Source organism: Novosphingobium sp. BL-S-19, from assembly GCF_055521675.1.
In genome coordinates this window covers 247,026-262,500 of sequence record NZ_CM145497.1, presented here as the reverse complement: position 1 = coordinate 262,500, position 15,475 = coordinate 247,026, and the positions used below count along the sequence as shown (strand labels likewise).

Genomic DNA, 15,475 nt, shown 5'->3' with positions numbered 1-15,475 from the left:
TCGCACCGTTATCCGGTGCAGGGACCCTCTGTGGCGGGTAGTTTGACTGGGGCGGTCGCCTCCTAAAGAGTAACGGAGGCGCGCGATGGTAGGCTCAGGCCGGTTGGAAACCGGCTGCAAGAGTGCAATGGCATAAGCCTGCCTGACTGCGAGATTGACGAATCGAGCAGAGACGAAAGTCGGTCATAGTGATCCGGTGGTCCCTCGTGGAAGGGCCATCGCTCAACGGATAAAAGGTACGCCGGGGATAACAGGCTGATGATTCCCAAGAGCTCATATCGACGGAATCGTTTGGCACCTCGATGTCGGCTCATCACATCCTGGGGCTGGAGCAGGTCCCAAGGGTTTGGCTGTTCGCCAATTAAAGTGGTACGTGAGCTGGGTTCAGAACGTCGCGAGACAGTTTGGTCCCTATCTGCCGTGGGCGTCGATACTTGAGAGGAGTTGACCCTAGTACGAGAGGACCGGGTTGAACATGCCTCTGGTGTACCTGTCGTGGCGCCAGCCGCGCAGCAGGGTAGCTATGCATGGACGGGATAACCGCTGAAAGCATCTAAGCGGGAAGCCTCCCTCAAGATTAGGTATCTTCGAGTCGTGATAGACCATCACGTTGATAGGCCGGGTGTGGAAGTGCGGTAACGCATGGAGCTAACCGGTCCTAATAACTCTGTTCATGCTTGATGAATCCCACCATCAATGACAACCCTGCTACCAAGCAGCACCTCACTGATGATCGGACGATCATCCAGCCAGATATCAAGCTCTTACTTAGAGCAGCACGGGATACATCGATTAAAAAATCAGCACGCCGTCTCCATTGCTTGGTGACCATAGCGTCAGTGACCCACCCGATCCCATCTCGAACTCGGCCGTGAAACCTGTCAGCGCCAATGGTACTGTGGCTCAAGCCCCGGAAGAGTAGGACGTCGCCAGGCATTGAAGCCGGCGGGCTGATTAAAAACCCATCACAATGACAAAGGGCACACAGTGCCCCAAAGAGGGCCCTCGAGGCCCTCTTCGCGTCTCTACAAGACGCAAAACACGCTGACGCGGGGGGGAGCAGCCCGCCGTTCAGGCCGACGCAGTCGGATGAACACACAAAAACGCTTCCGGGCTGACACTCTCAGCCCTCAATGGTGACGCGGGGTGGAGCAGCCCGGTAGCTCGTCAGGCTCATAACCTGAAGGTCGTAGGTTCAAATCCTACCCCCGCAACCAATCACAAAAAACCCATTCCAATGAAGCGCTGCTTTGCAGGTTGATATGTGCAGTGTGCAATGCCGATTTTGTTCCTGTCGGAGATCGTGTCCCCAGAGGTGGTGTAGCTTTTCTGGACCACCTTGCTTTTCGGCTTCAGCCTGAGCCGATCATGAGCCAGGTACTGCCGACAGCATGACAATAGGATTGTCGCTGAGCGGGGCCATCGTTTCAAGCGTCATGTAACGTGCGCGCTGGACGGCCCATTCGTCGGACTGTTCCATGAGGATGGCTCCGACGAGACGGGTGATGGCGGCTTCGTTTGGGAAGATCCCAACGACCTCGGTCCGCCGTTTGATTTCGCCATTGAGGCGCTCGATGGGGTTTGTGCTGTGTAGTTTGGCGCGATGCTCGCGCGGGAATGTCATGTAGGCCAACACATCGGGCTCAGCGTCGTCCATCAGCGTGGCTAGCTTGGGCAGTTTGGGCCGCACTTGGTCGGCGATCGAGCGCCACTGCTGGCTCGCAGCTTCTGGGGTTTCCTGGGCGAAGGCGGTGGCGATGAACGCGGAGACCACGCGCCTGCCGCTCTTGCCGGCATGGGCGAGTGCATTGCGCATGAAGTGGACGCGGCAGCGCTGCCAGGTCGCGCACAGCAGCTTGGAGACCGCCGCCTTAATGCCTTCGTGCGCATCGGAGATGACCAGCTTGACGCCACGCAGTCCTCGGCGCGTCAGTTTGCGCAGGAAAGCGGTCCAGAACGGCTCGGCCTCGGAAGGACCGATATCCATACCTAGCACCTCGCGGCGGCCATCGCTGTTGACGCCCACCGCGACGATCACCGCCACCGAGACGATACGCCCGTTCTGCCGCACTTTCACGTAGGTGGCGTCAATCCATAGGTACGGCCAGTCGCCTTCGATTGGGCGTTCGAGGAAGGCACCGACTTTCTCGTCGAGTTCCTCGCAAAGCCGGCTGACCTGGCTTTTCGAGATCCCATCCATACCCAGCGCCTTCACCAGGTCATCTACCGAGCGGGTGGAGATGCCCTGGATATACGCTTCCTGGATCACCGCGGTCAGCGCCCGCTCGGCCATGCGACGGGGTTCGAGGAAGCCGGGGAAGTAGCTTCCCTTCCTGAGCTTGGGGATGCGCAGTTCGACCGTCCCTGCTCGCGTCTGCCAGTCGCGCTCGCGGTAGCCGTTGCGCTGGACCAGCCTCGCCGCAGATTTCTCGCCATGGCCGGCACCGGTCAGGTTGCCGACTTCCATCTCCATCAGCCGCTCGGCGGCAAACGAGATCATCTCGCGCAGAATATCTGCATCCGGGGTCTTCTCTACCAGCGAACGCAAGTGCATCATCGGATCGGTCATCGTGATTCCTTCCGTCAAGTTTGAGCTTCGCAACCCAAACCTACCCGAAAATCACGGTGACCACCTCAGCCTTCAGCTACACCACGTCCTGGGACACGATCCCATTCAGGACACACAGCCATGAACAACCCAGACTTCCTATTCAGTATCAAGAGCATCTGCTTCGACGAGGATTATCGTCCTGCAGACAATACGCGCGTCACCACCAACTTTGCCAATCTGGCCAGAGGGGAGAGCCGTCAGGAAAACCTGCGCAAAGCCCTGGCCATGATCGACAATCGCTTCAATGCCCTGGCGCACTGGGATAATCCCGAAGGCGATCGCTATGCCGTCGCCCTGGAGATCATTTCCGTTGAAATGAAGGTCGATGCCGACGGCGGCGGTGACGCGTTCCCGATGATCGAAATCCTCAAAACAAGCATTGTCGATAAGACAACCGGCGAACGGAGCGAGGGCGTCGTCGGGAACAACTTCTCCTCATACGTGCGGGATTACGATTTCAGTGTGCTGCTGCCAGAGCACAACAAGGGGAAATCGACATTCGGCATTCCGGATGATTTCGGCGACTTGCACGGCAAGATCTTCAAGAGCTTCCTGAATTCGAATGCCTACAACGAGCATTTCAAGAAGCCGCCGGTGATTTGCCTGAGCGTCTCAAGCAGCAAGACTTATCGCCGCACTGAAAACGAGCACCCCATCCTGGGCGCCGAATACCAGCAAGACGAGTTCTCTTCGACCGACCGGTACTTTGCCAAAATGGGCCTCAAGGTGCGCTATTTCATGCCGCGGGATAGCGCCGCGCCGATGGCGTTCTACTTCAACGGCGATTTGCTCGGCGACTACACCAACCTTGAGCTTATTAGCACCATCAGCACGATGGAAACGTTCCAGAAGATCTATCGTCCCGAGATTTACAACGCCAATTCTGCGGCAGGTAAGGTCTATCAGCCGAGCCTGGAGCATCAGGACTATTCGCTCACCCAGATTGTCTATGACCGGGAGGAGCGGAGCCGCCTCGCTATTGAGCAGGGAAAGTTCGCCGAAGAACAATTCATCAAACCGCACAAAGCTATTCTCCAGCAATGGTCTGACAATTGCGCCCTTTGATCAGTCAAGAAATCACAAGGTTATCCGATATGAAGAGACTGTTACCCACATCGACCGCCGGCAGCTTGCCCAAGCCATCCTGGCTTGCACAGCCCGAGACGCTTTGGTCGCCATGGAAGCTGGAGGGCGAAGAACTGGTTACCGGCAAGCAAGACGCCTTGCGTCTGGCGGTTGACGATCAGCGGCAGGCGGGCATTGATATCGTCGGTGATGGTGAACAGACGCGCCAGCATTTCGTCACGACCTTCATCGAGCATCTCAGCGGTGTCGATTTCGAGAAGCGCGAGACCGTCCGGATTCGCAACCGCTATGATGCAAGCGTGCCGACGGTTGTGGGCGCAGTCGCTCGCCCAAAGGCGGTCTTCGTTGAAGATGCGAAATATCTGCGCGCGCAGACCGATCATCCGATTAAGTGGACGCTGCCAGGCCCGATGACGATGATCGACACGCTTTACGACGCCCATTACAAGAGCCGCGAAAAGCTGGCCTCAGAATTTGCGAAGATCCTCAATCAGGAAGCGAAGGAACTGGAGGCCGCTGGTGTCGACATCATCCAGTTCGACGAGCCGGCGTTCAACGTGTTCTTCGATGAGGCGAATGACTGGGGCATCGCAACCCTGGAGAAGGCCGCCGAAGGGCTAAAGTGCGAAACGGCCGTGCACATCTGCTATGGCTACGGCATCAAGGCTAATACGGACTGGAAGAAGACGCTCGGGTCCGAGTGGAGGCAGTATGAGCAGACTTTCCCCAATCTGCAGAAGTCCACGATCGATATCATCTCGCTGGAATGCCACCATTCCCACGTTCCGATGGACCTGATCGAACTCATTCGCGGCAAGAAGGTGATGATTGGAGCCATCGATGTGGCGTCCGACACGATCGAGACTCCGGAGGAAGTCGCTGAAACCCTTCGGCGCGCCCTCCAGTTTGTGGATGCCGACAAGCTCTATCCTTCCACCAACTGCGGGATGGCTCCCCTGTCTCGCCGCGTGGCAAGAGGGAAGCTGAATGCCTTGGGTGCAGGCGCAGAAATCGTCCGAAAGGAGTTCCTGGGCCCGTAAGCCGCTGAAACCGTCGTTCGCGATCTGTGGTGGAGATTGGGAGGCGGGCGCAATTCAGTTGCGCTGTGAGGGTCCAGCCCATCATCGGGTGGGAAGGGAACGGCTGATTAAGTTGGGTCCGCCATTGACCATTCGGATGACGGGAGTTGGCCGTAGAGAGACTGGCGGCTTTCGGGCATCAGATAGGAACTAGCTGCCATTTTCGATCGTAATCTGGGGGGGGCGGCAGCCGAGCCTTCTCGGCAACTCAGCAGCCAATTTTCCGCTCGGAGGTTTAGGCTGACCTCTTTTGTCCATCTGAATGAGGCCCAATGCTTGCATCGATCGCGCCATACTTGACTGATCGTTCCACAATTCCTATCTCGCTCGGCATGGCGAGACCGCGGGAATTTGATCAGGACAAAGCGCTGAGCGCCGCCATGGTGGTGTTCCGCGAACATGGCTACGAAGGAACGTCGACCGGGATGCTGGTCAACGCCATGGGAATCGGCAGGCAGAGCCTTTACAACACTTTTGGCGACAAATGGCAGCTCTACCAGATGGCGCTGCGCCGCTACGTTGCCGATGAAACAGGTGAGCATATCACCGTGCTGCGAAGCAAGCCGCGGGCTATAGAAGGGATCCAAGCGATGGTCGATCGGGTGATCGACAATGCTCGGGATGCCTGTCTCGGCGTCGGTTCGATTTGCGAATTCGGCCGTAGTCGGCCGGAACTCGTCGCCATCCGCGATGCTGCCGACCATTCCATGCGAATGGTCCTGACCGATACGATAGCCCGGGCGCAGGGCGAGGGCGATGTTGCTCCGGATGTGGCTCCCGACACGATAGCCTCGTTCATAGTGATGAGCTTTTCCGGTTTACGGATTGCCGCGCGGGCGGGCGCTGGAGACGACGACTTGCGCGCGCTGGGCGATCTCGCGCTACGAGCTTTGCGCTAGGCGCTGGACCTCTTTTTATTTGCCTAGTTATGGACCAATCGTTCAATAAAAGGATGCGGAAATGAAAGCGATCGTGATGACAGGGACGGGAAGTGCGGACATGCTCGAACTGACCAAGTTTCCGGAGCCCATTCTCACACCCGGCCCCGGCGAGGTCCTCGTCGAGATTGCCGCTGCCGGCGTCAATTTCATGGACATCGGCGTTCGCCAGGGCATGGCGTGGACAGAGATGCCCAATCCCAAAGTCCTGGGCGTGGAAGGCGCAGGCCGTATTATAGCAGTTGGCCTTGGAGTTTCGCTGCCTATCGGCCAGCGTGTCGCATGGGTTTATGCACCCGGCAGCTATGCCGGGAAAATCGTGCTGCCGGCAGAATCCCTAGTGACCATCCCTGACGAATTAGACGACAGAACCGCAGCCGCCATCATGATGCAGGGGCTTACGGCCAGCCATTTTGCCACGGATTTCTACCGGGTGCAGGCAGGCGAGATAGCGCTTGTTCATGCGGCGGCAGGCGGGCTCGGCCTGCTACTGACCCAGATCATCAAACTGCGTGGAGGAACCGTAATCGGCCGCGTATCGAGCGCGGACAAGGTAGCTGTCGCCAAGGAAGCAGGTGCAGACCACGTCATTATCGACGCCGAGGGTGATTTTGCCTCGCAAGTGCTGACGCTGACTGGCGGTGAGGGCGTGCATGTTGTTTACGATGGCTCCGGGCCGACGACTTTTCAGGGGTCGATCGATTCTCTCCGGCGGAGCGGGACTTTTTGTTGGTACGGCCCCGTTCTGGGCGGCCCCGGTCCCATCGATCTCCTGAGCCTGCCGCGCAGCATCAAGCTCGGCTATGCGGTCTTTTCTGACCATGTTCATAGCCCCGAACTGCTTCGGGAGCACGCCGCACGCCTGTTCGATTGGGTTCTTCAGGGCGATCTCAAGGTGCGGATCGGCGGCGTCTATCCGCTGGCTGATGCGGCTCAGGCGCACCGTGACATGGAAAGCCGCGCAACCACCGGCAAGCTGCTGCTGATTCCCTGATTCTCCGAGCATCGTCTCAAGAAAGGACCTGTCATGATTATCGGACCCGCCCGCAAAACTGCGCTTGTCTTCGGAGGATCGCGAGGTATCGGCGCTGCCGCCGTCAAACGACTGGCGCAGGACGGCTATGCCGTTGGCTTCACCTACGCCAATAGCGAAGAACAGGCCGCCGCATTGGCCGAAACCATTGCCGCGCAAGGCGGTGAGGTTATGGCAATCCGGGCGGATAGCGCAGATGCCGCCGCGATCACCGCAGCCGTTGCTCAATTCGTCGATCGCTTCGAAAAGATCGACCTCGTTCTCGTCAACGCCGGCCTTTTTCGCATGAACACAATTGAAACGGTTGCGCTCGATGAACTGGACAGCATGCTCGCCGTGAACGTTCGCGGTGTCTACCTGTCGATCCAGGCAGCGACGCCGCACGTCGTCGATGGCGGAAGCATCGTCACGATCGGCAGCAATGTCGCGATCCGCACCGGTTTTGCCGGATCGAGTGTCTACCAGATGACCAAGGGGGCGGTCGCTGCAATGGTCAAGGGTGTCGCCCTCGATCTGGCGCCGCGCCGGATCACCGTCAACAATATCCAACCGGGGCCGACCGATACCGACATCAACGCAGGCTCCCTCGACATGCTGTCCCAGATGAGTCCGCTGAAGCGCGTGGCGAAACCTGAGGAAATCGCTGGGTTGGTGTCCTATCTCGCCAGCGAAGAGGCGCGCTATATTACGGGGGCAAGCCTCACCATCGACGGCGGCTTCTCATTATAAGCGCCGTTCCTGCGGAGCTACCCATGGACTCGACAAGAATTGTGGCGGACCGACGAGCCTTCCCTCGCCCTACCGAAAGGATGGTCGTGAAGAGACTTGCCGTTTTCGAGCGCTTCACTGCTTAGGGGGCTGTCGTTCTGGTCAGGAATCCCTGCATAGAAAGCCACGCGGTGAATTCGTCTAGCACGAGCGTTGTCGTGGTGTTTGGCTTTCCGAGCCCGAAACCATGGCTCCCCTGCTGGTAGCCATGAATTTCTACAGGCCGCTTGGCTGCGAGCCAGGCCTGCGCAATCGGAAAGCCCATCGAGGGAAACAGGGGGTCGTCGAGAGCGATTGCATCGAACATCGGCGATGCATCTGCCGGAACGTCGATCTTAGCCTGCGGGCCATAGATGTACCCGAAGAAAGCAGGTCGTTCGCCCGACTTCGCGGCAAGGACGGTCTGGAGCGAGGTCATCGCGCCTGCCGAAAAACCGATCATGCCGACGCGGGCGGGGTCGACGCCCCATTTGGAGGCATTCTCACGCACCATCTTCAGCGCGGCAAGTCCATCTTCAGTGGCCTGCGGATTGGTGAGCACCGGCTGCTTGGTCGGATCGGGAATGCCCTCCATCATCTTCGCCCAGACATATTTCCCGGCTTCGGCTTCGTCCTTGGGGGTTGGCAGAAGGCGATACTTCAGAACGAACGCGGCAATACCGCGATCTGCAAGGGCCTGAGCTACATCCCAGCCCTCGTGCGACATGGAAAGCGCCATGAAAGCGCCGCCGGGCGCCACGATCACAGCGACGCCGGTCGCTTTGGCGGGATCGGGAAGAACTGGGGTCAAGGTGGGCCGGGTGACATTGCGGACCGCATAGTCCTTGCCGAAGTATCGGGCCCAGTTCTCGTTGGCGGCAGATCCGGGCGTCTTGACGCCATAGAGCGGGAGGGCGCCCGTCTCGACCGGCGCGCTTGCCGGAGCGGGTGCAGGATAGTCGGCAGGCTGCGCAGCAGCACTCCCTGCTGCTGCTATGCATGCTGTTGCCATAACAAAATATGCCAATTTGCCAGTCGCCATCCACCATTTCCCCTGTTGTTGGGAAGGTGAATGACATCTACAAACGTAAAGGGTCAAATAGGCTTATTTTGCAATCCCATAGTAATTTTCTATACGTCCGTGCCTTGCGCCATGCTTGATGGTCGGGTGTGACAGCCATCGCGCGGGGTCGTCATATGGAGAACCCCCGACCCTTCCCAGCCATTCAGGGCCCGATTTTGGCTCCTCAGCAGCAGACAGTCATCTAACCGTCCGATAAGCATTTGAACCGCACAGTGGCGCAGAACATGACAAGGTCAGCGCCATACGATGGGGATATTTCAACTACCGTCGCATTGCGCTTTTCAACTTCAGTCGCCCGCTTGGAAAGCAAGTCAGCATGCGCCTTGTGATATTCCTCAGCAGCTGCCGGATGGGGGCCCGGGAATAAGCGCTCGAGCGCTTCCAGACCAGGATCAACCCCACAAAGAACGCCCACATGGCTGATGATATTTCCTTGACGAAAATCGTCCATTTGGAGCGCACTCACGCCGGTTGCGGCCATAAGCCAGACTTCGCCGTTGAGACGTTCAAGCGTCACCTCGACAGCATCTTTGTTAAGTTGGATTGCAGTGAGATAGCCGTCGTGAAAACTTGGGTGTGGAGCGTTCATCGTTCGAACATAAGCGCATGTTCGGTCTCCGGAAAAGAAGTTTGGTCGACTTCAGCACCCGACCCTTTGCCGCCGCTCAGCCTCCGACTTTCTGTTCCCAAGTTCAGACTGTCCGAAATTCAGTCGGCCCTCGACTTGCCCGAGCTCAGTCGAGTTAGACCCACATGACGCGTGAACGAAAAGTTCCCCGGGGCAGCATTCTTTCTGAATGGACGATCCTGAGTTTGCAACCGGCTTCTGTCTTTATGTTCCAGCGGGAGCCGATCTAGCGCAGGCTCAAGTTCTGGGCTTGTTTCCTTACGGCATGGCGCACCGCCGAATATGCGTGTAGGCGTAGCCTTCTAGGAGACGGCTGGGTAGCGTGTGACTTCGTCGTCCTGCGGTTCCGATTCCACGCGCACCGTTCCTTAGAATCCACCGCGCGAAGTGAGCCTGCCCTACTGATGGATATGCCCGACCCTACCCTTCGCGACCTTGGTTGGAGAGCGAGTTTCGGCAGCCAACTGAAAGAGGATGAACGCGGCGATGAACTTTGCCCGGCGCGTGTCATGGCTGTTCATCGGGGCTGGATAGAGGTTGCAGGAAGCGGTCTGGCCGGAATGATCCCGTCCGCACTGCCATCAGTGGAAGGTGCGGAAGACCGCGCCACGGTCGGGGACTGGCTGATTGTCGATCGGGCAAGGCTGGAGCGGGTCAGGATCCTGGATCACAAAGCGAAGAAAGCGAGCTAGGCGGTAAAGGATAGGGTCCCGGGCGGCGAAGAGGATCTGCAAATCGCCTGACCCAATCCGCGAATGACTTGATCCAAAGGGTCCGTATAAGGCGGATCCTTCCATCTTTCCTGTTTCCAGCATTGAGTGGGTTTTAGAGAATGGCAGCATACAAGGAGCCGGGCATCGAAGCTCGGCGTAACGCCGCGGCTGAGGCGCGGGCCAAGGTCTTGGCGAAACTGAAGGCAAAGCCCCCGATTGACCCGGCGGTTCAGGCGGAACGGATTGCGAAGGCGCAGGCGCGTGAACAGGCGCAGGCCGAAAAACGTCGGGCGGCAAAGGAAGCTCGCGAGCAAGCCGCTTTGGCCAAGGCGGCGCGGATCGAAGCAGAGCGGCCAGCGCCGGAACCTACCGAAGCGGAGCGAAAGGCAGCCCGCGACGCGCGTTACGCCGCTCGCAAGGCCAACAGAAAATAATGTACTTCAATACCCCCTGCCCGGCGAGCGCGGGGATCACTTGCGCGTGAGCACGCTCCTCTCGGACCTTTTGCCCGGCGAGGAACTGGTCGACGTGGCTCATGTGCCTGACGGTGCGCGGCTGCGGCTTGTCCGCAAAGGGAGCAATTTCACCATCCTGCTCGACGACAACGAGCTCATGAACAGCTATCATTACGCTTCGGAAGAAGCGCTCGCCACGATGACCTGTGAGCGCCTTGGTCCCAGATCAGACCTGCAGATGCTTATCGGCGGCTACGGCATGGGTTTTACGCTGCGCGCGGCCCTTGCCACGCTCGAGCATGATGCGGCCGTGACTGTGTCAGAGATCGTGTCGGAGATACTGGACTGGGCCGCAGGGCCGATGCGTGTTCAGACCGCCGGTTGCCTGGACGATCCTCGCACATCCATCGTGCATGAAGACGTAGCGGTGCTGATCGCTGGTGCGAGGTCGGCTTACGATGCCATCCTGCTTGATGTAGATAATGGTCCAGAAGGGCTTACCCGACAGGTGAATGATTGGCTCTATTCGCGATCCGGTCTGAAGGCAGCAATGCGGGCGCTGAGACCGAACGGGATTCTGGCCATCTGGTCTGCAACCCCTGATGCATCGTTTGCAGCGCTTCTTTCAGAAATTGGATTTTCGGTAGCGGTAGTTCCCGTTCATGCGAGCTCAATCCGTCTGGTAGACAGCGGTGAGATAGAACATGTCGTTATATTTGCTCAACGTGGACAATAAATGGCGGCTGGAGCACAACGCGGTGTCCAGCCAATGGAGGTCTGACGGTATGCTGAAACCGCATGGTGGACTGCCGACATAGCCATCTATTCTGAGAACGAGATCGTGTCCCAGGACGTGGTGTAGCTGAAGGCTGAGGTGGTCACCGTGATTTTCGGGTAGGTTTGGGTTGCGAAGCTCAAACTTGACGGAAGGAATCACGATGACCGATCCGATGATGCACTTGCGTTCGCTGGTAGAGAAGACCCCGGATGCAGATATTCTGCGCGAGATGATCTCGTTTGCCGCCGAGCGGCTGATGGAGATGGAAGTCGGCAACCTGACCGGTGCCGGCCATGGCGAGAAATCTGCGGCGAGGCTGGTCCAGCGCAACGGCTACCGCGAGCGCGACTGGCAGACGCGAGCAGGGACGGTCGAACTGCGCATCCCCAAGCTCAGGAAGGGAAGCTACTTCCCCGGCTTCCTCGAACCCCGTCGCATGGCCGAGCGGGCGCTGACCGCGGTGATCCAGGAAGCGTATATCCAGGGCATCTCCACCCGCTCGGTAGATGACCTGGTGAAGGCGCTGGGTATGGATGGGATCTCGAAAAGCCAGGTCAGCCGGCTTTGCGAGGAACTCGACGAGAAAGTCGGTGCCTTCCTCGAACGCCCAATCGAAGGCGACTGGCCGTACCTATGGATTGACGCCACCTACGTGAAAGTGCGGCAGAACGGGCGTATCGTCTCGGTGGCGGTGATCGTCGCGGTGGGCGTCAACAGCGATGGCCGCCGCGAGGTGCTAGGTATGGATATCGGTCCTTCCGAGGCCGAGCCGTTCTGGACCGCTTTCCTGCGCAAACTGACGCGCCGAGGACTGCGTGGCGTCAAGCTGGTCATCTCCGATGCGCACGAAGGCATTAAGGCGGCGGTCTCCAAGCTGCTGTGCGCGACCTGGCAGCGCTGCCGCGTCCACTTCATGCGCAATGCACTCGCCCATGCCGGCAAGAGCGGCAGGCGCGTGGTCTCCGCGTTCATCGCCACCGCCTTCGCCCAGGAAACCCCAGAAGCTGCGAGCCAGCAGTGGCGCTCGATCGCCGACCAAGTGCGGCCCAAACTGCCCAAGCTAGCCACGCTGATGGACGACGCTGAGCCCGATGTGTTGGCCTACATGACATTCCCGCGCGAGCATCGCGCCAAACTACACAGCACAAACCCCATCGAGCGCCTCAATGGCGAAATCAAACGGCGGACCGAGGTCGTTGGGATCTTCCCAAACGAAGCCGCCATCACCCGTCTCGTCGGAGCCATCCTCATGGAACAGTCCGACGAATGGGCCGTCCAGCGCGCACGTTACATGACGCTTGAAACGATGGCCCCGCTCAGCGACAATCCTATTGTCATGCTGTCGGCAGTACCTGGCTCATGATCGGCTCAGGCTGAAGCCGAAAAGCAAGGTGGTCCAGAAAAGCTACACCACCTCTGGGGACACGATCGAGAACGACCCTTTTCGGTCGTTCAGTCCGTGATTTTCCGTTCCCAGATACCGCCCGTCCGGTTCGGAGCCGGGCCGTAGAGGTAGCAGACATCAATCGGCGTCGGCTGCCGACCAGCTCAAGTCGTTCTGCGCCCCACGCACGAATGGCCGCTTCTGCCGGGAGCTGCAAACTTGGACCCATGGCCCACACCCCATCAGGGACATATTATTGTCAAACCCGGCGCTTGAGCGAACTCATGATGCGACTGACCTGCTGGTCGAGCTCAAGGGTGCCGTCAATTTCGATTGCCGCTTCGCCTTCCCGCAATGGTTCGAATGCGGCAAGTTGGCTTTGGAGTAGTGACGCCGGCATGAAATGCTCTGCACGCTTTGCGAGGCGCACTTCAAGGGCTTCCAGGCTCAGTTGTGCGTGGATGAAAAGCGTGTCCGGTGCGATTTCACGGATACGATCCCTGTAGATGCGTTTGAGAGCGGAACAGGATGCGATGACTCCGTGCAACGCTCGATCGCTATCTTCCATTGCTCTCTTATCCGCTGCAAGCAGGCTGTTCCCCACATTGTCTATGAAGGGACCCTGTCTGTGTCGGTGAGAGGGATTCCGGCAGACATCTTTGCTATATTTTCAGGTGGACGCAGTGAATCGCCTTCGATGAACACCCACCCGAGCGCCCGCGCGAGAGCGGTTCCTAGTGTCGTCTTGCCGCAGCCCGACACTCCCATCACAACGATCGCGCGGGTTGCATGAGGAGCGGGCATTAGCCGCGACCTATGAAAGGCATGGCAGTTGCCATCAGCGTCATGAACTGAACGTTCGCTTCAAGTGGCAGGCTGTCCATGTAGACGATCGCTTCTCCGACGTGGGACAGCGACATGATGGGCTCTGCCATCACGATGCCATTGGCCTGCTCGGCGCCGAGCTCCATTCGCGCCCCCATCGAACTTGCTGCATTGCCGATGTCGATCTGCCCGCAAGCGATATTGTATCGCCTGCCATCAAGCGATGCCGATTTGGTAAGTCCGGTTATCGCATGCTTGCTGGCCGTGTATGGAATTGAATTGGGACGAGGGCTCGTAGCAGAAATTGATCCGTTGTTGATGATGCGCCCGCCCATCGGATCTTGATCGCGCATCACCCGAAATGCCGCTTGCAGGCAAAGAAAGGCGCCGGTCAGATTGGTTGCGATGACCCTGTTCCAATCCTCCAGGTCAAGGTCTGCGAGTGGCACGTTGGGAGCCAAAACGCCGGCGTTATTGAATAGAAGGTCCACTCGGCCGAAACGCGCAGCAGCACCCGAGAACAGGTCGTTCACCGCTTTGGGCTGTGTGACATCGGCAGTGAAGCAAAGCGCATCCCGTTCTGCCAGGCCGCTTTGATGACGGGTTTCCGCCAATGCCTCGGCGCGGCGCCCAGAAAGCACGAGGCGATAGCCGCGTGCTGCCAGCGTGCAGGCAACTGTGCGGCCGATGCCGCTGCCTGCACCCGTAATGAGTGCAACCCTGCCGGAGGTCATCGGATCAGCAAACCGGCGTTGGCAGGGCTTTGCCTGCGGCGAATGCCCCCAGATTGGCAAGTACAAGATCAGCCATGGCCGTGCGCGTCTCGTTGGTTGCGCTTGCGATATGCGGCGTGAGGACAAGGTTCCCCAGCGCACGCAACGCTTCAGGTACGTTGGGCTCAGCTTCAAAGACGTCGAGGGCCGCGCCGGCGATCGTCCCTTTGGTCAGTGCCGCAGCGAGCGCGCGCTCGTTGACCAGCGATCCGCGGGCGACATTGACCAGCACGCCGCGCGGCCCGAGCGCCGAAAGTACGTCGGCATCGACGAGATGGCGGGTGGAGGCATTCGCGGAACTGGCCAGGATCAACACGTCGCTCGCCTCTGCGAGACTTGCGATGTCGGGGAGGAAGTCGAAGGGTAGGTCCTTGGGGGCAAGGTCGGTGTACGACACGGATCCAAAGGGTGCCAGACGCGTGGCAATCGCGCTGCCGATGCGGCCAAGGCCGACCACGCCGAAACGCTTGCCGGATACCTTGGTCGCAAGCGGGGCTTCGCCCATCGGCCACCGCCCCTGTCGCACGTGCGCATCTGCGCTGGGAATCGCGCGAAGGAGCGAGATGATCAGCCCAATCGCAAGGTCTGCAACATCGTCGGTGAGGACATCAGGCGTCGTCGTGACGTTTACTTGCCGCGCACGCGCATGTTCAAGGTCGACTTTATCGTAGCCCACGCCGTTGATTGCGATGATCGCCAGGTTCGGCAGCGCATCCATCAATGCGTTGTCACAGCCGATATGGCCGCCCGTCGCTATTGCCCGAACCTCTGGAGCGTGGGACTGACGAAACCATTTTCCGAGGAATAATCGGAAGCGTGTCCTCGTCTTTCTCGCCGGGGCCACCGAGTGATGGCCCTATCGCAAGCAGTGATTGGTAGTTAAAGCTGAATGGATTAGATTTAGAGAGGGCGATATGGGCAGAAATTTGCGAAAACAATTGATCGGCTATGCGAAAGTTACGTGAAGATATATTGTGAAAAAGAAAATTTAGTATCCTATATGTTCGGAATCGGTGAAAAGCTTTAGCGTAATATATCGAGTAAATTTAAAAATAATTACCGAGCCGCAAAGTACTATTAGGTAAGTGGTATTATAATCAGGGGATGGGTAGGGCAATATTACTATCAACGCGAACAAAATGCCCGCCACGATTGATAGAATGTCCTTCATTTCAAAGCATCCACCTTGCTCCAGCGCGAATCGCCGACGATACCAATTTCTCTTGGTAGTTAGCGGGATGTCGTTAACGAAGTTGCTGCATCCCAATAACGCGGCGATCGGCATTATATCTTAATTAACCTTATGTTCCCAGAAATGGTCGCCAAGAGAGTGCCGATTGG

16 protein-coding genes, 1 tRNA gene and 2 rRNA genes (1 of these 19 running past the window's edge) are annotated in these 15,475 nt (G+C 58.4%); 12 read left to right on the top strand and 7 right to left on the bottom strand.

What is annotated here, in order from left to right:
• From ACZ1JV_RS01165 to ACZ1JV_RS01155, 3 genes are all read left to right on the top strand, one after another.
• Window positions 1–682 (top strand): 23S ribosomal RNA (locus ACZ1JV_RS01165) (it extends 2,111 nt beyond the left edge of the window).
• 138 nt (window positions 683–820) lie between these two features.
• A 5S ribosomal RNA gene (rrf, locus tag ACZ1JV_RS01160) occupies window positions 821–935 on the top strand.
• A gap of 205 nt (window positions 936–1,140) precedes the next feature.
• Window positions 1,141–1,217: transfer RNA gene (locus ACZ1JV_RS01155), tRNA-Met, on the top strand.
• Between the two features lie 149 nt (window positions 1,218–1,366).
• On the opposite strand, the gene ACZ1JV_RS01150 is transcribed toward ACZ1JV_RS01155, so the two are convergent.
• Complete coding sequence (locus ACZ1JV_RS01150; protein ID WP_465149753.1) at window positions 1,367–2,569, bottom strand: IS256 family transposase; 1,203 nt, start codon at window positions 2,567–2,569, stop codon at window positions 1,367–1,369.
• A 120-nt stretch (window positions 2,570–2,689) separates the two neighbouring features.
• On the opposite strand from ACZ1JV_RS01150, the gene ACZ1JV_RS01145 reads away from it, so the two are divergent.
• From ACZ1JV_RS01145 to ACZ1JV_RS01125, 5 genes are all read left to right on the top strand, one after another.
• Window positions 2,690–3,676, top strand: a complete 987-nt coding sequence (locus ACZ1JV_RS01145; RefSeq protein ID WP_465149253.1) for a DUF1852 domain-containing protein — start codon at window positions 2,690–2,692, stop codon at window positions 3,674–3,676.
• Between the two features lie 29 nt (window positions 3,677–3,705).
• Window positions 3,706–4,737 carry a methionine synthase gene (locus ACZ1JV_RS01140; protein WP_465149252.1) on the top strand — a complete coding sequence of 344 codons (1,032 nt, stop codon included), beginning with the start codon at window positions 3,706–3,708 and terminating at the stop codon, window positions 4,735–4,737.
• Between the two features lie 311 nt (window positions 4,738–5,048).
• Window positions 5,049–5,675 carry a TetR/AcrR family transcriptional regulator gene (locus ACZ1JV_RS01135; protein ID WP_465149251.1) on the top strand — a complete coding sequence of 209 codons (627 nt, stop codon included), beginning with the start codon at window positions 5,049–5,051 and terminating at the stop codon, window positions 5,673–5,675.
• Window positions 5,676–5,736: 61 nt separating this feature from the next.
• Window positions 5,737–6,708 carry a quinone oxidoreductase family protein gene (locus tag ACZ1JV_RS01130; RefSeq protein ID WP_465149250.1) on the top strand — a complete coding sequence of 324 codons (972 nt, stop codon included), beginning with the start codon at window positions 5,737–5,739 and terminating at the stop codon, window positions 6,706–6,708.
• A 33-nt stretch (window positions 6,709–6,741) separates the two neighbouring features.
• Entirely contained in the window at window positions 6,742–7,476 is a 735-nt protein-coding gene (locus ACZ1JV_RS01125; RefSeq protein WP_465149249.1) for an SDR family oxidoreductase, read from the top strand.
• A gap of 121 nt (window positions 7,477–7,597) precedes the next feature.
• Here the strand turns inward: ACZ1JV_RS01125 and ACZ1JV_RS01120 are convergent, their stop codons facing one another.
• Together ACZ1JV_RS01120 and ACZ1JV_RS01115 are read right to left on the bottom strand one after the other, a co-directional pair.
• Window positions 7,598–8,506: an alpha/beta hydrolase gene (locus ACZ1JV_RS01120; protein WP_465149755.1), complete on the bottom strand. Its 909-nt coding sequence runs from the start codon at window positions 8,504–8,506 to the stop codon at window positions 7,598–7,600.
• Between the two features lie 253 nt (window positions 8,507–8,759).
• Complete coding sequence (locus ACZ1JV_RS01115; RefSeq protein WP_465149248.1) at window positions 8,760–9,167, bottom strand: hypothetical protein; 408 nt, start codon at window positions 9,165–9,167, stop codon at window positions 8,760–8,762.
• 443 nt (window positions 9,168–9,610) lie between these two features.
• Between ACZ1JV_RS01115 and ACZ1JV_RS01110 the strand changes: the two genes are divergently transcribed.
• From ACZ1JV_RS01110 to ACZ1JV_RS01095, 4 genes are all read left to right on the top strand, one after another.
• Window positions 9,611–9,898 carry a hypothetical protein gene (locus ACZ1JV_RS01110; protein ID WP_465149247.1) on the top strand — a complete coding sequence of 96 codons (288 nt, stop codon included), beginning with the start codon at window positions 9,611–9,613 and terminating at the stop codon, window positions 9,896–9,898.
• Between the two features lie 140 nt (window positions 9,899–10,038).
• On the top strand, window positions 10,039–10,353 hold the full coding sequence (locus ACZ1JV_RS01105; RefSeq protein ID WP_465149246.1) for a DUF6481 family protein: 315 nt from the start codon (window positions 10,039–10,041) through the stop codon (window positions 10,351–10,353).
• A 70-nt stretch (window positions 10,354–10,423) separates the two neighbouring features.
• Entirely contained in the window at window positions 10,424–11,110 is a 687-nt protein-coding gene (locus ACZ1JV_RS01100) for a polyamine aminopropyltransferase (protein ID WP_465149754.1), read from the top strand.
• 202 nt (window positions 11,111–11,312) lie between these two features.
• On the top strand, window positions 11,313–12,515 hold the full coding sequence (locus ACZ1JV_RS01095; RefSeq protein WP_465149753.1) for an IS256 family transposase: 1,203 nt from the start codon (window positions 11,313–11,315) through the stop codon (window positions 12,513–12,515).
• A gap of 280 nt (window positions 12,516–12,795) precedes the next feature.
• Here the strand turns inward: ACZ1JV_RS01095 and ACZ1JV_RS01090 are convergent, their stop codons facing one another.
• Genes ACZ1JV_RS01090 through ACZ1JV_RS01075 form a run of 4 tightly spaced genes read right to left on the bottom strand, consistent with a single transcriptional unit; the run spans window position 12,796 to window position 14,978 of the window.
• Window positions 12,796–13,104, bottom strand: coding sequence for a hypothetical protein (locus ACZ1JV_RS01090; protein WP_465149245.1), 309 nt, complete (start codon window positions 13,102–13,104; stop codon window positions 12,796–12,798).
• A 41-nt stretch (window positions 13,105–13,145) separates the two neighbouring features.
• Window positions 13,146–13,304: a shikimate kinase gene (locus tag ACZ1JV_RS01085; RefSeq protein ID WP_465149244.1), complete on the bottom strand. Its 159-nt coding sequence runs from the start codon at window positions 13,302–13,304 to the stop codon at window positions 13,146–13,148.
• A gap of 35 nt (window positions 13,305–13,339) precedes the next feature.
• A complete protein-coding gene (locus ACZ1JV_RS01080; protein ID WP_465149243.1) occupies window positions 13,340–14,095 on the bottom strand; it encodes an SDR family oxidoreductase in 756 nt (251 codons plus the stop codon).
• A gap of 4 nt (window positions 14,096–14,099) precedes the next feature.
• A complete protein-coding gene (locus tag ACZ1JV_RS01075) occupies window positions 14,100–14,978 on the bottom strand; it encodes a 2-hydroxyacid dehydrogenase (protein ID WP_465149242.1) in 879 nt (292 codons plus the stop codon).
• Window positions 14,979–15,475 lie beyond the last annotated feature (497 nt).

Excerpts from the sequence above, each read along its gene's own strand:
- ACZ1JV_RS01140 (WP_465149252.1), top strand. The coding sequence starts at position 3,706 with ATGAAGAGACTGTTACCCACATCGACCGCCGGCAGCTTGCCCAAGCCA.
- ACZ1JV_RS01110 (WP_465149247.1), top strand. The coding sequence starts at position 9,611 with ATGGATATGCCCGACCCTACCCTTCGCGACCTTGGTTGGAGAGCGAGT.
- ACZ1JV_RS01135 (WP_465149251.1), top strand. The coding sequence starts at position 5,049 with ATGCTTGCATCGATCGCGCCATACTTGACTGATCGTTCCACAATTCCT.
- ACZ1JV_RS01095 (WP_465149753.1), top strand. The coding sequence starts at position 11,313 with ATGACCGATCCGATGATGCACTTGCGTTCGCTGGTAGAGAAGACCCCG.
- ACZ1JV_RS01105 (WP_465149246.1), top strand. The coding sequence starts at position 10,039 with ATGGCAGCATACAAGGAGCCGGGCATCGAAGCTCGGCGTAACGCCGCG.
- ACZ1JV_RS01080 (WP_465149243.1), bottom strand. The coding sequence starts at position 14,095 with ATGACCTCCGGCAGGGTTGCACTCATTACGGGTGCAGGCAGCGGCATC.
- ACZ1JV_RS01120 (WP_465149755.1), bottom strand. The coding sequence starts at position 8,506 with ATGGCAACAGCATGCATAGCAGCAGCAGGGAGTGCTGCTGCGCAGCCT.
- ACZ1JV_RS01150 (WP_465149753.1), bottom strand. The coding sequence starts at position 2,569 with ATGACCGATCCGATGATGCACTTGCGTTCGCTGGTAGAGAAGACCCCG.
- ACZ1JV_RS01130 (WP_465149250.1), top strand. The coding sequence starts at position 5,737 with ATGAAAGCGATCGTGATGACAGGGACGGGAAGTGCGGACATGCTCGAA.
- ACZ1JV_RS01125 (WP_465149249.1), top strand. The coding sequence starts at position 6,742 with ATGATTATCGGACCCGCCCGCAAAACTGCGCTTGTCTTCGGAGGATCG.
- ACZ1JV_RS01090 (WP_465149245.1), bottom strand. The coding sequence starts at position 13,104 with ATGGAAGATAGCGATCGAGCGTTGCACGGAGTCATCGCATCCTGTTCC.
- ACZ1JV_RS01085 (WP_465149244.1), bottom strand. The coding sequence starts at position 13,304 with ATGGGAGTGTCGGGCTGCGGCAAGACGACACTAGGAACCGCTCTCGCG.
- ACZ1JV_RS01145 (WP_465149253.1), top strand. The coding sequence starts at position 2,690 with ATGAACAACCCAGACTTCCTATTCAGTATCAAGAGCATCTGCTTCGAC.
- ACZ1JV_RS01115 (WP_465149248.1), bottom strand. The coding sequence starts at position 9,167 with ATGAACGCTCCACACCCAAGTTTTCACGACGGCTATCTCACTGCAATC.